At 72.4% G+C, this 16,789-nt stretch carries 16 protein-coding genes; 15 read left to right on the plus strand and 1 reads right to left on the minus strand.

Features of this window, described 5'->3' with window-relative positions:
* Positions 1-32: 32 nt before the first annotated feature.
* The 14 genes from ABZU53_RS14420 (at position 33) to ABZU53_RS14485 (ending at position 13,134) form a co-directional block, all read left to right on the plus strand.
* Positions 33-935, plus strand: coding sequence for a tryptophan 2,3-dioxygenase family protein (locus ABZU53_RS14420; RefSeq protein ID WP_354860597.1), 903 nt, complete (start codon positions 33-35; stop codon positions 933-935).
* Positions 936-949: 14 nt separating this feature from the next.
* On the plus strand, positions 950-2,230 hold the full coding sequence (gene kynU, locus ABZU53_RS14425) for a kynureninase (RefSeq protein WP_355066175.1): 1,281 nt from the start codon (positions 950-952) through the stop codon (positions 2,228-2,230).
* Positions 2,227-3,564 carry an NAD(P)/FAD-dependent oxidoreductase gene (locus tag ABZU53_RS14430; protein ID WP_355066177.1) on the plus strand — a complete coding sequence of 446 codons (1,338 nt, stop codon included), beginning with the start codon at positions 2,227-2,229 and terminating at the stop codon, positions 3,562-3,564. The genes kynU and ABZU53_RS14430 overlap by 4 nt, the downstream gene beginning before the upstream one ends.
* 23 nt (positions 3,565-3,587) lie before the next feature.
* The gene (locus ABZU53_RS14435; RefSeq protein ID WP_355066233.1) at positions 3,588-5,069 is read left to right on the plus strand and encodes a 2-hydroxymuconic semialdehyde dehydrogenase; all 1,482 of its coding nucleotides are present in this window, start codon (positions 3,588-3,590) and stop codon (positions 5,067-5,069) included.
* Between the two features lie 20 nt (positions 5,070-5,089).
* Positions 5,090-5,887 carry a fumarylacetoacetate hydrolase family protein gene (locus tag ABZU53_RS14440; protein ID WP_355066179.1) on the plus strand — a complete coding sequence of 266 codons (798 nt, stop codon included), beginning with the start codon at positions 5,090-5,092 and terminating at the stop codon, positions 5,885-5,887.
* Positions 5,884-6,819 carry an acetaldehyde dehydrogenase (acetylating) gene (locus ABZU53_RS14445; RefSeq protein ID WP_355066181.1) on the plus strand — a complete coding sequence of 312 codons (936 nt, stop codon included), beginning with the start codon at positions 5,884-5,886 and terminating at the stop codon, positions 6,817-6,819. Before ABZU53_RS14440 ends, ABZU53_RS14445 begins: the two co-directional genes overlap by 4 nt.
* Positions 6,816-7,874: a 4-hydroxy-2-oxovalerate aldolase gene (dmpG, locus tag ABZU53_RS14450; RefSeq protein WP_355066183.1), complete on the plus strand. Its 1,059-nt coding sequence runs from the start codon at positions 6,816-6,818 to the stop codon at positions 7,872-7,874. Before ABZU53_RS14445 ends, dmpG begins: the two co-directional genes overlap by 4 nt.
* Entirely contained in the window at positions 7,871-8,644 is a 774-nt protein-coding gene (locus ABZU53_RS14455) for a fumarylacetoacetate hydrolase family protein (protein WP_355066185.1), read from the plus strand. The genes dmpG and ABZU53_RS14455 overlap by 4 nt, the downstream gene beginning before the upstream one ends.
* Positions 8,641-9,063 carry a RidA family protein gene (locus tag ABZU53_RS14460; protein WP_355066187.1) on the plus strand — a complete coding sequence of 141 codons (423 nt, stop codon included), beginning with the start codon at positions 8,641-8,643 and terminating at the stop codon, positions 9,061-9,063. Before ABZU53_RS14455 ends, ABZU53_RS14460 begins: the two co-directional genes overlap by 4 nt.
* On the plus strand, positions 9,060-9,584 hold the full coding sequence (locus ABZU53_RS14465) for a 3-hydroxyanthranilate 3,4-dioxygenase (RefSeq protein WP_354860585.1): 525 nt from the start codon (positions 9,060-9,062) through the stop codon (positions 9,582-9,584). Before ABZU53_RS14460 ends, ABZU53_RS14465 begins: the two co-directional genes overlap by 4 nt.
* The gene (locus ABZU53_RS14470) at positions 9,584-10,591 is read left to right on the plus strand and encodes an amidohydrolase family protein (protein ID WP_355066189.1); all 1,008 of its coding nucleotides are present in this window, start codon (positions 9,584-9,586) and stop codon (positions 10,589-10,591) included. The genes ABZU53_RS14465 and ABZU53_RS14470 overlap by 1 nt, the downstream gene beginning before the upstream one ends.
* Before the next feature lie 316 nt (positions 10,592-10,907).
* Positions 10,908-12,371, plus strand: coding sequence for an amidase (locus ABZU53_RS14475; protein ID WP_355066191.1), 1,464 nt, complete (start codon positions 10,908-10,910; stop codon positions 12,369-12,371).
* Between the two features lie 72 nt (positions 12,372-12,443).
* Entirely contained in the window at positions 12,444-12,740 is a 297-nt protein-coding gene (locus ABZU53_RS14480) for a hypothetical protein (RefSeq protein WP_354860609.1), read from the plus strand.
* The gene (locus ABZU53_RS14485) at positions 12,727-13,134 is read left to right on the plus strand and encodes a DUF5130 family protein (RefSeq protein WP_354860579.1); all 408 of its coding nucleotides are present in this window, start codon (positions 12,727-12,729) and stop codon (positions 13,132-13,134) included. The genes ABZU53_RS14480 and ABZU53_RS14485 overlap by 14 nt, the downstream gene beginning before the upstream one ends.
* Before the next feature lie 154 nt (positions 13,135-13,288).
* On the opposite strand, the gene pepN is transcribed toward ABZU53_RS14485, so the two are convergent.
* A complete protein-coding gene (pepN, locus tag ABZU53_RS14490) occupies positions 13,289-15,838 on the minus strand; it encodes an aminopeptidase N (protein WP_355066193.1) in 2,550 nt (849 codons plus the stop codon).
* 221 nt (positions 15,839-16,059) lie between these two features.
* Here pepN and ABZU53_RS14495 point away from each other — a divergent pair, with 221 nt between their 5' ends.
* Positions 16,060-16,683, plus strand: a complete 624-nt coding sequence (locus ABZU53_RS14495; RefSeq protein WP_354860576.1) for a disulfide bond formation protein DsbA — start codon at positions 16,060-16,062, stop codon at positions 16,681-16,683.
* Positions 16,684-16,789: the final 106 nt, after the last annotated feature.

Here is a 16,789-nt window from a genome sequence, read left to right on the forward strand (position 1 = left end):
CGTCGGCAGCTTCGGGGGAAGGGAGACGACTGGTGGATCAGACGGATTGGCGGGCGCCGAACCGCGTCGCCACGGTACGACCGGTGACCCCGCGCCAGCGGGCAGCCCGCGCCGCGCGCAACGGCGGCGAGCCGACGCTGGAGTTCGCCGAGCTGGTGCCCTACGACGCGTACGTGCGGGCCACCGCCCTGCACCAGTTGCAGCAGCCCCTCAGCGACGACCCCGGCGAGATGTCCTTCCTCATGGTCAGCCAGATCATGGAGCTGTACTTCGGGCTGACCTGCCACGAGCTGCGGGAGACCCAGCGTCTGTTGCGCGCCGACCGGATCTGGGACGCGCTGGCCCCGCTGCGCCGCGCCACCCTGCACCTGGAAGGGCTCAACGCCGCCTGGCAGGGCCTGCGCTGGATGACCCCGGCCGACTTCAACCGGTTCCGCAACCTGCTCGGCGAGGGCTCCGGCTTCCAGTCCGCGATGTACCGGCACCTTGAGTTCCTGCTCGGGCTGCGCGACCCGGCGCTGATCCGGCCGTTCCGCAGGCAGAGCGAGGTGCACGCCGCGCTCAGCGCCGCGCTGGCCGCCCCGAGCCTCTGGGACGACGTGGTCGCGCTGCTGGCCCGGCGCGGCTTCGACCTCCCCGCCGATCTGTTGAACCGGGACGTGGCGGTCGAGCACGACCCGCAGCCGGAGGTCGAGGCGGCCTGGGTGCGGATCTACGCCGACGGCGGCCCGGACAACCACCTGCGGCTGCTCGGCGAGGCGCTGAGCGGCGTCGCCGAGGAGTTCGGCGACTGGCGGTGGAACCACGTCAAGGCGGTACAGCGGACAATGGGCGCCAAGGTCGGCAGCGGCGGCTCCGCCGGGCTGGCGTGGTTGCAGCGCAGCATGGCCCGGGTGGTCTTCCCGGAGCTGTGGTCGGCCCGCACCGCGATGTGACCGGAGAGCGAGACATGCACACCCCAGAGAGCGAGGCACACCGCCTCGACCAGGCCGACCCGGGCCACCGACACCTCTTCCACGTGCCGCCCGCCGACGGCGGCGACCACCCCGAGTCGGCGTACCTCGCCGGCAACTCGCTCGGCCTGCAACCCCGGGCCACCCGCGACGAACTCCTCGCCGACCTGGACGCCTGGGGGCGGCTCGGCGTCGAGGGGCACCTGGAGGCGGAACGCGCCTGGCTGCCGTACCACGAGCTGTTGACGGGCCCGGCCGCCCGACTGGTCGGCGCCCGGCCCGCGGAGGCCGTGGTGATGAACTCGCTCACGGTCAACCTGCACCTGCTGATGGTCAGCTTCTACCGCCCGGCCGGCGTCCGCACCCGCATCGTCATCGAGGACAGCGCGTTCCCCTCGGACAGCTACGCGGTGCGCAGCCAGGCCCGCTTCCACGGGCTGGACCCGGACGACGCGGTGGTCCGGCTGCGCCCGCGTGCTGGCGAGGACGCGTTGCGCACCGAGGACGTCACCGGCTACCTGGCCGCCGAGGGTGACCGGGTGGCACTGGTGCTGCTGGGCGGGGTCAACTACCTCACTGGCGAGCTGCTGGACATCCCGGCGATCACGGCGGCCGGTCGGGCGGCCGGGGCGGTGGTCGGCTGGGACCTGGCGCACGCCGTGGGCAACGTGCCGCTCGCCCTGCACGACTGGGACGTCGACTTCGCCGCCTGGTGCTCCTACAAGTACCTGAACTCGGGGCCGGGCGCGCTGGCCGGCGTCTTCGTGCACGAGCGGCACCTCGGCGATCCCGACCTGCCGCGCTTCGAGGGTTGGTGGAGCACTGCGGCGGCGACCCGGTTCGAGATGACGCCGGTGTCCCGGCCGCCGTCCACCGTGGAGGCCTGGCAGATCTCCAACCCCCCGATCTTCGCGATGGGCCCGGTGCGGACCTCGCTGGAGCTGTTCGACGCGGTCGGCATGCCGGCGCTGCGCGCGCGCAGCCTCCGACTCACCGGCTGGCTGGAGTCACTCCTCGACGAGGTCACCGCCGACCGGCCGCTGCGCGTGGTCACCCCGCGCGATCCGGCCCGCCGGGGTTGCCAGCTGTCGGTACGCGTCGGCGCCGGCAACGCCGCCGAGCTGACCAAGCGGCTGCGGCACGAGCACGGCGTCATCGCCGACGCCCGGGAGCCAGACATCGTCCGCTTCGCCCCGGTGCCGCTCTACTCCACGTACCTCGACTGTTGGCGGGCCGCCGCCGCACTCGCCGCCACCGTCGGGCCGGTGAACCCGTGACGAAGCGGCGCGACGAGATCGCGATCATCGGCGCCGGCCTGGCGGGCTGCCTGGCCGCCTGCTTCCTGGCCCGGCGTGGCTACCCGGTCGCCCTCTACGAGCGTCGGCCGGACCCGCGTGCCGGCGCGGCCGAGCGGGGACGCTCGATCAACCTGGCGCTCTCCGAGCGCGGGTTGGACGCGCTGCGCCGGATCGGCCTGGCCGAGCAGGTGATGACCGACGCGCTGCCGATGCGCGGCCGGATGATCCACCCGGTCGAGGGGCAGCCGCAGTTCCAGTCGTACAGCGCGGCCGGTGACCGGGCGATCAACTCGATCAGCCGGGGCGCCCTCAACAACGCCCTGCTGGACGCGGCCGCCGCGCTGCCCGGGGTCCGGATCGTCTTCGACCACCGGCTCGTCGGGCTCGATCCGGCCGACGGCACCCTGAGCTTCGACACCCCGCAGGGCACGGTTGGCGCGAAGGCGTCGGTCGTGTTGGGCGCCGACGGCGCCGGCTCCGCGGTACGCGGACAACTGCTGGCGTACGGGCTGCTGCGCGAGAGCGTGGACTTCCTCGACTACGGCTACAAGGAGCTGACGATTCCGCCGCTGGGCGGCGACTTCGCCCTGGATCCGGACGCGCTGCACATCTGGCCACGGGGCACCTCGATGATGATCGCGTTGCCGAACCCGGACCGGTCCTTCACCTGCACGCTGTTCTGGCCCAACGACGGCGCCGGTAGCTTCACGTCGCTGAGAAGCCCGGCCCAGATCGAACGGCACTTCACCGAGCACTACCCGGACGTGGTCCCGCTGGCCCCGAACCTGGTCGAGGACTACCAGCACAACCCGGTGGGCGTGCTCGGCACGGTGCGCAGCGCTCCCTGGCAGGTCAACGGGACTGTCGGCCTGCTCGGCGACGCGGCCCACGCCATCGTGCCGTTCTACGGCCAGGGCGCCAACTGCGCCTTCGAGGACGTCGTCGAGCTGGACCGCTGCCTCGACGAGTGTGCCGACGAGTGGTCGGCGGCGTTGCCGCTGTTCCAGCGCCGCCGGCAGGAGAACGCAGAGGCCATCGCGCAGATGGCGCTTACCAACTTCGTGGAGATGCGCGACAAGGTCGCCTCGCCGGTGTTCCAGACCCGGCGGCGGGTGGAGCACGCACTGGAACGGGCACTGCCCGGCCGGTACGTTTCCCAGTACGAGCTGGTGTCCTTCTCCACCACCCCGTACGCCGAGGTGCGCCGCCGGGTCCGCCGGCAGCACCGGGTGCTCGGCGCGGTCGCGGGTGGGGCCGCGCTGCTGCTGGTCGGCGCGATCGGCGCTGCACTGAGCCGAGGGAGGCGCGCATGACGGGCACCTGGGATCCGCGACTGATGGCCGGCCGCGCGCCACGTGGCCCACAGCGGCTACGCAACTTCGTGGGCGGCGAGTTCGTCGACAGCGGGTCGACGTTCACCAAGGTCAGCCCGGTGACCGGCGAGCCGGTCTTCGAGGTGGTCGAGGCGGAACGGTCCACGGTGGACGACGCGGTGGCCGCCGCCCGCGCGGCGCTGCGCGGGCCGTGGGGCCGGATGGGGGAGCGGGAACGCGCCGAGGTGCTGCGCCGCGTCGCGGACGAGCTGGAACGTCGCTTCGACGATCTGGTCACCGCCGAGGTCGCGGACACCGGCAAGTCCATCGCCCAGGCCCGCACGCTGGACATCCCGCGCGGCGCGGCGAACTTCCGGGCGTTCGCGGAGATCGTGGCGACCGCGCCCACCGAATCGTTCACCACGGTCACCCCGACCGGCGGCCGGGCGCTGAACTACGCCGTGCGCAAGCCGGTCGGCGTGGTCGCGGTCATCGTGCCGTGGAACCTGCCGCTGCTGCTGCTCACCTGGAAGGTCGCCCCGGCGCTCGCCTGCGGCAACGCCGTCGTGGTCAAGCCCAGCGAGGAGACGCCCGCCTCGGCGACGCTGCTCGCCGAGGTGATGGCCGCCGCCGGCGTACCGGACGGGGTGTTCAACCTGGTGCACGGCTTCGGACCGGACTCGGCCGGCGAGTTCCTCACCCGCCACCCGGGCGTCGACGCGATCACCTTCACCGGCGAGTCGGCCACCGGCGGCGCGATCATGCGGGCCGCCGCCGACGGCGTGAAGGCGGTGAGCTTCGAGCTGGGCGGCAAGAACGCCGGCCTGGTCTTCGCCGACGCCGACCTGGACACGGCGGTGGCCGGCTCGATGCGCTCCAGCTTCACCAACGGCGGGCAGGTGTGCCTGTGCACCGAGCGCATCTACGTGCAGCGCCCGGTCTTCGAGGAGTTCACCGCCCGGCTGGCGAAGCGGGCCGGCGAGCTGGCGTACGGCTGGCCGACCGACGAGGCCACCGCCACCATGCCGCTCATCTCCCCGCAGCACCGGGCGAAGGTGCTCGGCGCGTACGAGCTGGCCCGCGCCGAGGGCGCCGAGGTGCTCACCGGCGGCGGCACGCCCACCTTCGGCGACGCCCGTGACGGCGGGTCGTACGTGCAGCCGACAGTGCTCACCGGTCTCGGCCCGGATGCCCGTACCAACCGGGAGGAGATCTTCGGCCCGGTCGTGCACGTGGCGCCGTTCGACACCGAGGACGAGGCGTACGCCCTGGCCAACGGCACCGAGTACGGCCTGGCGGCGACCGTGTGGACCCGGGACGTGGGCGTCGCGCACCGGGCCGGGGTCCGGCTCGACGCCGGCATCGTCTGGGTCAACACCTGGTTCCTGCGGGACCTGCGCACGCCCTTCGGTGGGGTGAAGGCGTCCGGCATCGGCCGCGAGGGCGGCGTGCACTCGTTGAACTTCTACTCCGAACTCACAAACGTCTGCGTGGACCTGTCGTGAGCCGTAGCGAGGGAGCGGGCATGGAAGCCGACATCGAGGCCGCCAACCGGGAGCTGGCCGAGGCCCGCAGCACCGGCAAGCCGTGCCCGCCGCTGCGCGGTCGGCTGCTGCCGGAGGGCGACGTCGAGTCCGCGTACCGCGTGCAGCAGCTTCAGGCGCGGGCCTGGCAGGGCCGCGGCGAACGCCGGGTCGGCGCGAAGATCGGGTTGACCTCCCGGGCGGTGCAGGAGACCTTCGGGGTGTTCCAGCCGGACTTCGGGATGCTGACCGACGCGATGGCGGTCGGCGACGGGGTCGAGGTGCCGATCGACCGGCTGCTCCAGCCGCGGGTCGAGGCGGAGATCGCGTTCGTGCTCGACAAGGATCTCGCGGATCCGCAGATCACGACCGTCGACCTGATCCGCGCCGTCGACCACGTGCTGCCGGCGATCGAGATCGTCGACTCGCGGATCGCGGGCTGGGACATCTCCATCGTGGACACGGTCGCCGACAACGCCTCCAGCGGGCTCTTCGTGCTCGGCACCACGCCGCGCCGCCTCGCCGACGTCGACCTGCGGCTGTGCGGAATGGTGCTGGAGCACGCCGGTGAGCCGGTCTCGGTGGGCGCGGGCGCGGCCTGCCTGGGCAACCCGCTGCACGCTCTGCACTGGCTGGCGAGCACCCTCGCCCGCGCCGGTGACCCGCTGCGCGCCGGGGACGTGGTGCTCTCCGGGGCGCTCGGCCCGATGGTGCCGGTCACCCCGGGCGCCGCGTACGAGGCCCGGATCTCCGGCCTCGGCTCGGTACGGACATCCTTCAGCGACAGGGGCGGCCAGTGACCACTGACGTGGCGGTGCTGGGATCGGGAAACATCGGCACCGACCTGATGATCAAGGTGTTGCGGCTGAGCGGCAGCCTGCGGATGGTGGCGATGGCCGGCATCGACCCGGCCTCCGACGGCCTGGCGCGCGCTCGCCGGCTCGGCGTCGCCACCACCGCCGACGGAGTGGACGGGCTGGTCGCGATGCCCGAGTTCGCCGACGTCGAACTGGTCTTCGACGCCACCTCGGCCGGCGCGCACCGACGCCACGACGAGGTGCTGCGCGCACACGGCCGGACGGTGGTCGACCTGACCCCGGCCGCGCTCGGCCCCTACGTGGTGCCGCCGGTCAACCTCGACGAGCACCTGCACGAACCGAACGTCAACATGGTGACCTGCGGCGGGCAGGCCACCGTGCCGATCGTCGCCGCCGTCCGCCGGGTCACCCCGGTGGCGTACGGGGAGATCGTCGCGTCGATCGCGTCGAAGTCCGCCGGGCCGGGCACCCGGGCCAACATCGACGAGTTCACCGAGACCACCGCTCGCGCCATCGAGGTGGTCGGCGGTGCGGAGCGGGGCAAGGCGATCATCGTGCTGAACCCGGCGGACCCGCCGCTGCTCATGCGCGACACCGTCTACTGCCTCTGCCCGGACGTCGACGCCGACACCGCCGCCATCGCCGCCTCGGTGGCGGACATGGTGGCGACGGTCCAGGAGTACGTCCCCGGCTACCGGCTCAAGCAGGACGTGCAGTTCGACCGCGTCGAGGCGTACGTGCCGACGCTCGGGCGGCAGCTCACCGCGTTGCAGGTGTCGGTCTACCTGGAGGTGTCCGGGGCGGGCCACTACCTGCCGGCGTACGCCGGGAACCTGGACATCATGACCTCCGCCGCGCTGCGCACCGCGGAGCGGCTGGTCGCCAGGCGTCCTTCGGAGGTGGCCGCGCCATGACCGACCTGTACATCCAGGACGTGACGCTGCGCGACGGCATGCACGCCATCGCCCACCGGTACACCGTCGAGCAGGTGCGCACCATCGCCGCCGCCCTGGACGCCGCCGGGGTGGCCGCCATCGAGGTGGCGCACGGCGACGGGCTCGCCGGGTCGAGCGTGAACTACGGCCACGGCGCGGCCAGCGACGCCGAGTGGATCTCCGCCGCCGCCGAGGTGATGACGAACGCGAAGCTCACCACCCTGCTGCTGCCCGGCATCGGCACGATCGCGGACCTTCGGGCGGCGAAGGCGCTCGGCGTGACGAGCGTCCGCATCGCCACGCACTGCACCGAGGCGGACATCTCCGCCCAGCACATCTCCTGGGCTCGGGAGAACGGCATGGACGTGGCCGGGTTCCTGATGATGTCGCACATGAACGACCCTGCTGGGCTCGCCGGGCAGGCCAAGCTCATGGAGTCGTACGGGGCGCACTGCGTCTACGTCACCGACTCCGGCGGCCGGCTGCTGATGTCCGACGTGGCGCAGCGGGTCGACGCGTACCGGCAGGTCCTCGACCCGGAGACGCAGATCGGCATCCACGCCCACCACAACCTGTCGCTCGGGGTGGCCAACAGCGTGCTCGCCGTCGAGCACGGCCGCATCCTCGGCGCCGGGCCGCTCGGCTCGCCGTCCGGCCGGACCGTGCGCGTCGACGCCTCCCTCGCCGGCATGGGCGCGGGCGCCGGCAACGCGCCGCTGGAGGTTTTCGTGGCGGTCGCCGAGCTGCACGGCTGGAAGCACGGCTGCGACGTGTTCGCGCTGATGGACGCCGCCGACGACATCGTCCGCCCGTTGCAGGACCGGCCGGTCCAGGTCGACCGGGAAACGCTCTCCCTGGGGTACGCGGGCGTCTACTCCAGCTTCCTGCGGCACGCCGAGCGGGCCTCGGACCGCTACGGCGTCGACGTCCGGTCGATCCTGGTCGAGCTGGGCCGCCGTCGGATGGTCGGCGGCCAGGAGGACATGATCGTCGACGTGGCACTCGACCTGGCCGGCAAGGAGCAGCAGTCATGATCGGCGTGGACATCACCGGGATCGCCGACAAGCTGGGCGCGGCGGCCGACACGGCCACCGCGATCGGTCAGCTCGCCGCCGAGACCGGTCTTGACGTGGACACCGCGTACGGCGTGCAGGCCGCGCTGGTGCAGCGCCGGCTGGAACGCGGCGAGCGGCTGGTCGGGCTGAAGATGGGGCTGACCAGCAGGGCGAAGATGGCCCAGGTCGGCGTGGACGAGGTGATCTGGGGGCGGCTCACCGACGCGATGCGGGTGCCCGACGGCGGTTCCGTGGACCCGGCCGCGTACATCCATCCCCGGGTCGAGCCGGAGGTGGCGTTCCTGCTGGACCGGCTGCCGGAGCCGGGCGAGCCGGTCGGCGACTTCGCCACGGCGGTCCGCGCGGTCGCCCCGGCCATCGAGCTGATCGACTCCCGGTACGCGGATTTCCGCTTCTCGCTGCCGGACGTGATCGCCGACAACACCTCGGCCGCCGCGTTCGTGGTCGGGCCGTGGTCGCCGGTGCCGTCGGGCCTCGACAACCTGGGCGTGCTGCTGGAGGTCGACGGGCGGGTGGCCCAGGTCGGCTCGACGGCGGCGATCCTCGGCGATCCGCGCCGGGCGCTCGACGAGGGCATCCGGCTGGCCGGCCGACACGGGGTGCGGTTGCAGTCCGGCTGGGTCTTCCTGGCCGGTGCCGCCACCGCCGCGGTGCCGCTGCGTCCCGGTGCCCATGTCCGCGCCGTCGTCGAGAAACTCGGCACGGCTTCGCTGCGGGCGTCGTCGTGACCGCCCGGGTGGTGGCCGGGAAGGCCGTGCCGCGGGGGGCTTTTCCGCACGTCAAGGTCGCGGGTGGGTTCGTATTCATCTCCGGTACGTCGTCGCGGCGGCCGGACAACAGCTTCGCCGGTGTCGAGGTCGACGCGTTCGGCACGACGAACCTCGACATCCGGGTGCAGACGCGGGCTGTGATCGAGAACATCGGCGATCTGCTGCGCTCGGTCGGCGCGGACCTCACCGACCTCGTCCAGGTGACCACGTACCTGGTCAACATGAACGACTTCGGTGGTTACAACGAGGTGTGGGCGGAGTTCTTCGACGCGTCCGGACCGACCCGCACCACGGTGGCGGTGCACCAGTTGCCGCACCCGCACCTGCTCATCGAGATCCAGGCCGTGGCCCTTCTTCCCTCGGGAGGTCAGTCGTGAGTGAGATCGCCGAGCCGTTCAGCTTTCCGGGCTGGATCGCGGAGAACCAGCACCTGCTGAAGCCGCCGGTGGGCAACAAGGAGATGTTCCCCGGCGGGGACGACTTCATCGTGATGGTGGTGGGCGGGCCCAACCAGCGCACCGACTTCCACGTGGACCCGTACGAGGAGTTCTTCTACCAGGTCAAGGGCAACATGCACATCAACCTGATGACCCCCGAGGGTCCGCGTACGGTGCACGTGCGCGAGGGTCAGATGTGGATGCTGCCGCGCAACACCCCGCACTCGCCGCAGCGACCGGAGGCCGGCTCGATCGGTGTGGTCGTCGAGCGGGTCCGCGAGGAGGGCACGCTGGAGACGTTCCAGTGGTACTGCCCCGAGTGCGGAAACCAGGTGCACGAGGTGGAGTTGCAGGTCCGCGACATCGCGGCCGACCTGCCGCCGGTGTTCCAGGCATTCTACGCAGATGAGGCGGCACGCACCTGCGCCAACTGCGGCACTCTGCACCCGGGCAAGGGCTGATGCCCGCTGGTGTCGTCGACGTGCACACGCACGTCGTACCGAAGGGGTGGCCGGACCTCGGCGCGGCGTGCGGCGGGTCCGGCTGGCCCTGGTTGCGGGTCGACTCCGAGCGCGCCGCCATGATCATGGTGGGGGAGACGGAGTTCCGTCCGGTCGGCGCCGAGTGCTGGGACGCGTCCCGCCGACTGGCCGACATGGACGCCGACGGTGTCGCCGTGCAGGTGATCTCGCCGACGCCCGTCTTCTTCAGCTACGACCGTCCGGCCGACCAGGCCGTGAAGGTCGCCCGGATCTTCAACGACCTGACCCTGGAGATCACCGCGGCCGGCGGCGACCGGCTGGTGCCGTTCTGTCAGGTGCCCCTGCAGGACCCGGACGCCGCCTGCGCGGAGTTGGATCGCAGCCTGGCCGCCGGGCACGTCGGCGTGGAGATCGGCAACCACGTCGGCGACCGGGATCTGGACGACGCCGGGGTGGTCACCTTCCTGCAGCACTGTGCCGAGGTGGGTGCGCCCGTCTTCGTCCACCCGTGGGACATGCCGGACGGCCCGCGTCTGAACCGCTGGATGGCCCGGTGGCTCACCGGGATGCCCGCCGAGACGCACCTGTCGGTGCTGGCGATGATCCTGGGCGGCGTCTTCGACCGGGTGCCCGAGACGCTGCGGATCTGCTTCGCGCACGGCGGCGGCAGCTTCCCGTTCTGGCTCGGCCGCGCCGACAACGCCTGGCACCGACGTGGTGACCTGGTTCGGGGCGCGTCCGTCGCCCCGCCCAGCAGTTACGTCGACCGGTTCAGCGTCGACTCGGTGGTCTTCGCGCCGCCCGCGCTGCGGCTGCTGGTCGACACAATGGGGGAGGACCGGGTGCTGGTCGGCAGCGACTACCCGTACCCGCTGGGGGAGCGCCCGGCCGGTGCGGTCGTCGACGCGGCCGACTTCCTCACCGACGCCCAGCGCGACAAGCTCCGATCCACCAACGCCCTGCGCTTCCTGCACGGGCGGCGCTGACGGCGTACCCATGGTAGTGCCCCCGGACGACGGACGGCCGCGACGGGCCGACGGGCCGACGGACCCTGTTCTGTTGCCTTTGCTCTGCTTCAATCCACGCAACACCACGTGTCCGATAAACGGACATCGGCTGTTGCCTCCGTTGAAGCAGAGCAAAGGACGCCGGCAGGAGTCGGCCCGCCGCCGGGCGGGCGACCGGTGAGGGGGGTTGCCTCCCGACACGGCCGGTTCGGTATCGGGAGCAGTACCCTCCGCCGCGAAGGGCGACCGCCGTGTCGACCCGCCGACAGCCGCTCCCACCGGGCAGGATGAGGACATGGCCGAGCCGCACGACCTGACCGCGCTGGAACAGGCCGCCGCCATCGCCCGCGGCGAGCTGTCCAGCGTCGAGCTGGTCGAGCACTCCCTGCGCCGGGTGGCGGCGCTCGGCGACACCGTGGGCGCGTTCGTCACCGTCACGCCGGACCTCGCCCGGCAGGCCGCGCGCGCCGCCGACGCGGTGCCCGTCGAGGGGCGCGGCCCGCTGCACGGCGTACCGACCGCGATCAAGGACCTCACCCTCACCGCCGGGGTACGCACCACCTTCGGCTCGGCGGCGTTCGCCGACTTCGTCCCGCCGGTCGACGCCGACGTGGTCCGGTTCATCAAGGCCGCCGGCCTCGTCAGCCTCGGCAAGACGACCACCTCCGAGCTGGGCTGCTCGCTCTACTCGGAGGGCCGCGTCGCACCGCCGGCCCGCAATCCGTGGCAGCTCGCGTACACCGCCGGTGGGTCCAGCGGCGGCGCGGCGGCGGCGGTCGCGGCCGGGCTGGTGCCGATCGCCCAGGGGTCCGACGGCGGCGGCTCCCTGCGCATTCCGGCGTCGCTCTGCGGCCTGATCGGCTACAAGCCCAGTCGTGGCGTGGTCTCCGGCGGGCCGCTCGGCTCCGGCGCGTTCGGGCTGCCCACCAGCGGTCCGCTCGGGCGGACCGTCGTCGACGTCGCCGCGCTGCTCGACGTCATGGCCGTGCCGGTGCCGGGCGAGCCCTACCTGCCGCCGCCCGCGCCGCCCGGTGGATACCTGGCCGCCGCCCGCCGGGCCGAGCCCGGCCGGCTGCGGATCGGCGGGTTCACCACGCCGATGCTCGCCGACGAGCCGGTGCACCCCGACTGCGTGGCCGCCGTCGACCGGGCCGCCGCCCTGCTCACCACCGCCGGCCACGAGGTGGTCGAGGTGCCGCCGCCGCTCGGGCCCCAGGCGTGGCCGCTGTTCGAGATCATCTGGTACGTGCTGGCACTCGCCCCCGTGCCCCCGCACCGCGAGGCGGAGCTGCTGCCGCTGACCCAACTGCTGCGGGCCCGGGGCGCCAGCGTCTCCGCGGGCGCGCTGGCCGCCACCCTCGGCGAGCTGCAGGCGCAGGTACGTCTCGGCGCCGCCCGCACCGCCGGTTGCGACCTGCTGCTCTGCCCCACCCTGGCCGCACCGCAGGCACCCGTCGGCTGGTTCACCGCCGACGGCGACCCGGCGGCCGATTTCGACCGGCAACGCCGCTTCTCGCCCTACTGCGCCATCTTCAACGTCACCGGCGATCCCTCCGTGTCCCTGCCGGTGGGCGCCACGGCCGACGGCCTGCCCGTCGGGGTGCTCCTCACTGGCCGGTACGGCGACGACGCGCGGCTCATCGCGACCGCTGCGCAACTGGAGCACGCCAGTGACGGATGGGATCGGCACCCCGCAATCTGGCGGGCCGTCGACTCCGCTAACGTGAATGGTGACGGAGTTGGCCGGTCACCATCATGATCGTCCATCCGACCCGATTGTTCGAGGTCCTTCTTCCGCCTGGGGGCGTTGGGATTGTCTGTTACCGAGACGTTGCTGGTCTTCGTCGGCATCCCGGTGGCCGCGGTGCTGGTCATCGCCGGCCTGTCGTACGCCGGTAGCCGCGGGAGTGCCACCGGCGGTGGCGGTGGCGCCAAGCGCTACCGGCCGGGCCGGCCCTTCGACTTCACTCCGGTCTGGTTCCTGGGCCGCCCGGAGCAGCTGGCCGACTCGGCCGGCACCGCGCTGACCGCGGGGGCGCAGGCGCCCGCGCTGACCAGCCACAAGCTAGAGCAGGCCAGCGTCGAGGCGCCGGCCGGTGGAACCGGAGGCGCAAGTGACCGTTGGTGAGAAGCAGACCGGGACGGAGAATCCGCCCGAGGTGCTGGACGGGCCGTTCTCGACCCGCCAACTGCTGCGCATCGACGAGGCCCTGCGCCTGGCCGACCAGGGCACCGGCCTGGTCTTCTCGGTGTTCGTCGGCGGCCTCGACGAGCCGATCCGTGAGCACGCCCAGCGGCTGCACCGCCAGCTCGCCGAGCCCGACAAGTCGGTGCTGATCGCCGTGTCGCCCAACCAGCGCCAGCTGGAGATCGTCACCGGGCGGTACGCCCGCAAGCGCATCCCCGACACGTACGCCAAGCTGGCCGCGCTCTCCATGGCCGGCGCGTTCAGCGGCGGCGACCTGGCCGGCGGCATCATCAACGGCCTCGACCAGCTCGCCAGCCACGCCGGCAAGGGCTGAGCCCTTTCTCGTACGTCGAAGCCCGACCCGCCGCACGGCAGGTCGGGCTTCGTCGCGTTGCGTGCCGTTGCAGCGCGCCAGGTCAGCGATATGGGGGTGTCCGCGCGGGCGGACACCCCCATATCGGCGATGTCGAGTCGATCAAGCGAGCTGGTCAGCTCTGCTGGGCGTCCTTCGCGCGGGCCTTGAGCGCCCGCACCACACCGTCGCGACCCTCGGCGACCAGTCGACGCAGCGGGCCGGGGTTGCCGTCACCGGCCAGCCACGCGTCGGTGGCCGCCACCGTGTCGTCGTCCACCAGGTACGTCGGGTACGCCAACTGGGCGAACTCCTGCGCCGGCTCGCTGTCCCGAGTGGCCCACACCTGGCCGACCGCCGCGAAGTACTTCTCCCGGTACGGGGCGACCAGCTCCACCTGCGCCGGGTGGGCGAAGCCCTGCAACAGCGCCCGGTGCCGCCAGTTCGGCAGCGCGTCCGGGCCGGTCAGCAGCGCCCACACGGCCGCCTTGTTCTCCGTGGTCGGCACCAGCGCGTGCGCGTACGCGGCCTCCCGCTCGCCGCTGGCGGTGCGGTCACCGGCCAGCTCCGCCTCGATCTCGGCGGCACCGGCCGCGCCGTTGGCCACCAGCGCCCCGAGCACCGTCCAGCGCAGCTCGGTGTCCACGGTCAGCCCGGCCGGCACGCCGGTGCCGTCCAGCCAGCCGCGCAGCGTGGCCAGGTCCTCTTCGGACCGGGCGGCCGAGGTGTACGCCCGGGCCCAGGCCAGCTGGAAACCGCTGCCCGGCTCGGCGGAGGCGAGCGCGTCCTTCGCCGTACGAGCCAGCCCCGCCCAGCCGGTGGCCGCCCACGCGGGGTCGGCGTAGAGGGTGAGCGCGGTGGTGGCCTGGCGCAGGGTGGCGGTCACCAGGTTGATGTCGGTCTCCGCGGACAGCCCGGCCAGCACCAGCGCCACGTAGTCGCGGGTCGCCAGCTCGGCGTCTCGGGTCATGTCCCACGCGGCCGTCCAGCAGAGGGCGCGGGCCAGCGACGAGTCGAAGCCGCCGATGTGCTGCACCACCGTGGCCATCGACCGGTCGTCGAGGCGCAGCTTGGTGTAGCTCAGGTCGTCGTCGTTGAGCAGCAGCACGTCGGCGGCTCGAACGCCGCGCAGGTCGGCGAGGTCGGTCCGCTCGCCGGTCACGTCCACCTCGTAGCGTTCGCGGCGGACCAGCCGTCCGTCGGTCAGGTCGTACAGGCCCACGCCGATCCGGTGGGTGCGCAGCGTCGGGTACGCCGCCGGCGCCTCCTGCCGGACGACCACCTGCTCGTAGGTGCCGTCGGCGCCGATGGTCACCTCCGGCCGCAGCGTGTTGACCTGGGCGGTCTCCAGCCACTGCGCGGCGAACTTGCGCAGCTCCCGGCCCGAGGCCGCCTCCAGCTCGGTGAGCAGGTCGTCGAAGGTGGCGTTGCCCCAGGCGTGCTTGCCGAAGTACGCCCGCAGCCCGGCCACGAACGGCTCCTCACCCACGTACGCGACGAGCTGCTTGAGCACGCTCGCGCCCTTGGCGTAGGTGATGCCGTCGAAGTTGACCTCGACGGCCTCCATGTCCGGCATCTCGGTGTAGACCGGGTGCGTGGAGGAGAGCTGGTCCTGCCGGTAGCCCCAGTTCTTCCGGATGGACAGGAACGTCGTCCACGCCTCGGTGAACCGGGTGGCGTTGGTGTTGCACCAGTGGCTGGCCCACTCGGCGAACGACTCGTTGAGCCACAGGTCGTTCCACCAGCGCATGGTGACCAGGTCGCCGAACCACATGTGGGCCAGCTCGTGCAGGATCGTGTTGGCCCGCTGCTCGTACTCGAAGTCGGTGACCTGGGAGCGGAACAGGTAGTGCGACTCGGCGTGCGTGACGCAGCCGAAGTTCTCCATCGCGCCGGCGTTGAAGTCGGGCACCCACAGCTGGTCGTACTTGGGCAGCGGGTAGCGCACGCCGAACTTCTCGTGGAAGAAGTCGAAGCCCTGCTTGGTGATGAGGAACAGATCGTCGGAGTCCAGGTACTGAGCCATCGACGCCCGGGAGAACACCCCCAGGTCGATGCCGTCGTGGCTGTCGCGCACCTCGTGGTACGGGCCGGCGCACAGCGCCGTGATGTACGTGCTCATCCGCGGCGACTCGGTGAAGTGGAGGGTCTTGAGCCCCTCGCCGGCCGGCTCCTCGCGCTGCACCGGCATGTTGGACACCACCCGCCAGTGCTCGGGGACGGTGGCGTGCCAGGTGTAGACGCTCTTCAGGTCGGGCTGGTCGAAGCAGGCGAACACCCGCTGCGCGTCGGCCGTCTCGAACTGGCTGTAGAGGTACGTCTCGCCGTCCACCGGGTCGACCGTGCGGTGCAGCCCCTGCCCGCTGTTGGAGTAGGCGAAGTCCGCGTCGACGACCAGGGTGTTCTCGCTGTCCAGCCCGGACAGGGTCAGGCCCTTCTCAGCCGACCAGTCGGACAGGTCCACCGGGGCGCCGTTCAGCGTGGCGGACCGCACCGACTCGGCGGCCACCTCGATGAACGTGCTCGCCCCCGGTTCGGCGCAGCGGAACCGGACCTCGGTCGTCGAGGAGAACGTGCGGCCGTCGGCCGCCAGCACGGCGGTCGACAGGTCCAGACTGATGTCGTACCCGGTCACCTCGAGCAGGCGTGCCCGCTCGGTCGCCTCGACCTGCGTCAGGTTACGCACTCCCGGCACTGTTCGTCTCCATCCCACGTCTCGCCGTACGCCCGGCGGCGCCCGTCTGCCGACCGCTCGTGACGTCCGGCCCGATCCGAGTCTTCCACGTACGGGCAGCCGGCGGTGGGCGAGGTCACGCTCTCATTCGGGTGCCGGTCGATGGGCCGTGGGGTGAGGATCGAGGTGAGACGCCGGACTGCCGGCGTCACCCGTCGCGAAGGGACCTCACCGTGACCGATCGTGTCACCGCCGACATGTGGTTCGACCCGATTTGCCCGTGGGCGTGGATCACGTCCCGCTGGCTGCTGGAGGTCGAGCAGGTCCGCGAAGTGGACATCCGCTACCACGTCATGAGCCTGTCCGTGCTCAACGAGGGCAGGGACCTGCCAGAGCAGTACCGGGAACTGATGGACAACGGCTGGGGCCCGGTGCGGGTGTGCATCGCCGCCGAGCAACGCTACGGCAGCGACGCGCTGCGCAAGCTCTACACCGCGCTGGGCACCCGCATCCACCTCGGTAAGGAGCAGCTCGGGCCGGAGCTCTACGTCGCCGCGCTGACCGAGGCCGGCCTGGACCCGGCGCTGGCCGCCGCCGCCGACAGCACCGAGTACGACGAGGCGCTGCGGGCCAGCCACGAGGCCGGCATGCGCCCCGTCGGGCAGGACGTCGGCACCCCGGTCGTCCACGCGCCCGGCCCGGACGGCAGCCCGGTCGCGTTCTTCGGCCCGGTGATCACGCCGCGCCCGAAGGGCGAGGCCGCCGGCCGGCTCTGGGACGGCGTCCTCCTGGTCGCCGGCACCCCGGGCTTCTACGAGCTCAAGCGCACCCGCGAGCAGTCCCCGATCTTCGACTGACCGCGACCGCCACGCGCCCCCGTCCGGTCCCCAGCTCGTGGGACCGGGCGGGGGTGCGCCGCGCCGGGTGGTGGGTACGCCTCGCGGTCACAGCGTCACCGCTGGG

This window comes from Micromonospora sp. NPDC005194, assembly GCF_040608335.1.
Classification (GTDB): Bacteria; Actinomycetota; Actinomycetes; order Mycobacteriales; family Micromonosporaceae; genus Micromonospora.

Bases quoted from the DNA above. Each gene is read 5' to 3' on its own strand.
- kynU (WP_355066175.1), top strand. From the start codon at position 950: ATGCACACCCCAGAGAGCGAGGCACACCGCCTCGACCAGGCCGACCCG.
- ABZU53_RS14470 (WP_355066189.1), top strand. From the start codon at position 9,584: ATGCCCGCTGGTGTCGTCGACGTGCACACGCACGTCGTACCGAAGGGG.
- ABZU53_RS14475 (WP_355066191.1), top strand. From the start codon at position 10,908: ATGGCCGAGCCGCACGACCTGACCGCGCTGGAACAGGCCGCCGCCATC.
- ABZU53_RS14455 (WP_355066185.1), top strand. From the start codon at position 7,871: ATGATCGGCGTGGACATCACCGGGATCGCCGACAAGCTGGGCGCGGCG.
- dmpG (WP_355066183.1), top strand. From the start codon at position 6,816: ATGACCGACCTGTACATCCAGGACGTGACGCTGCGCGACGGCATGCAC.
- ABZU53_RS14435 (WP_355066233.1), top strand. From the start codon at position 3,588: ATGGCCGGCCGCGCGCCACGTGGCCCACAGCGGCTACGCAACTTCGTG.
- ABZU53_RS14440 (WP_355066179.1), top strand. From the start codon at position 5,090: ATGGAAGCCGACATCGAGGCCGCCAACCGGGAGCTGGCCGAGGCCCGC.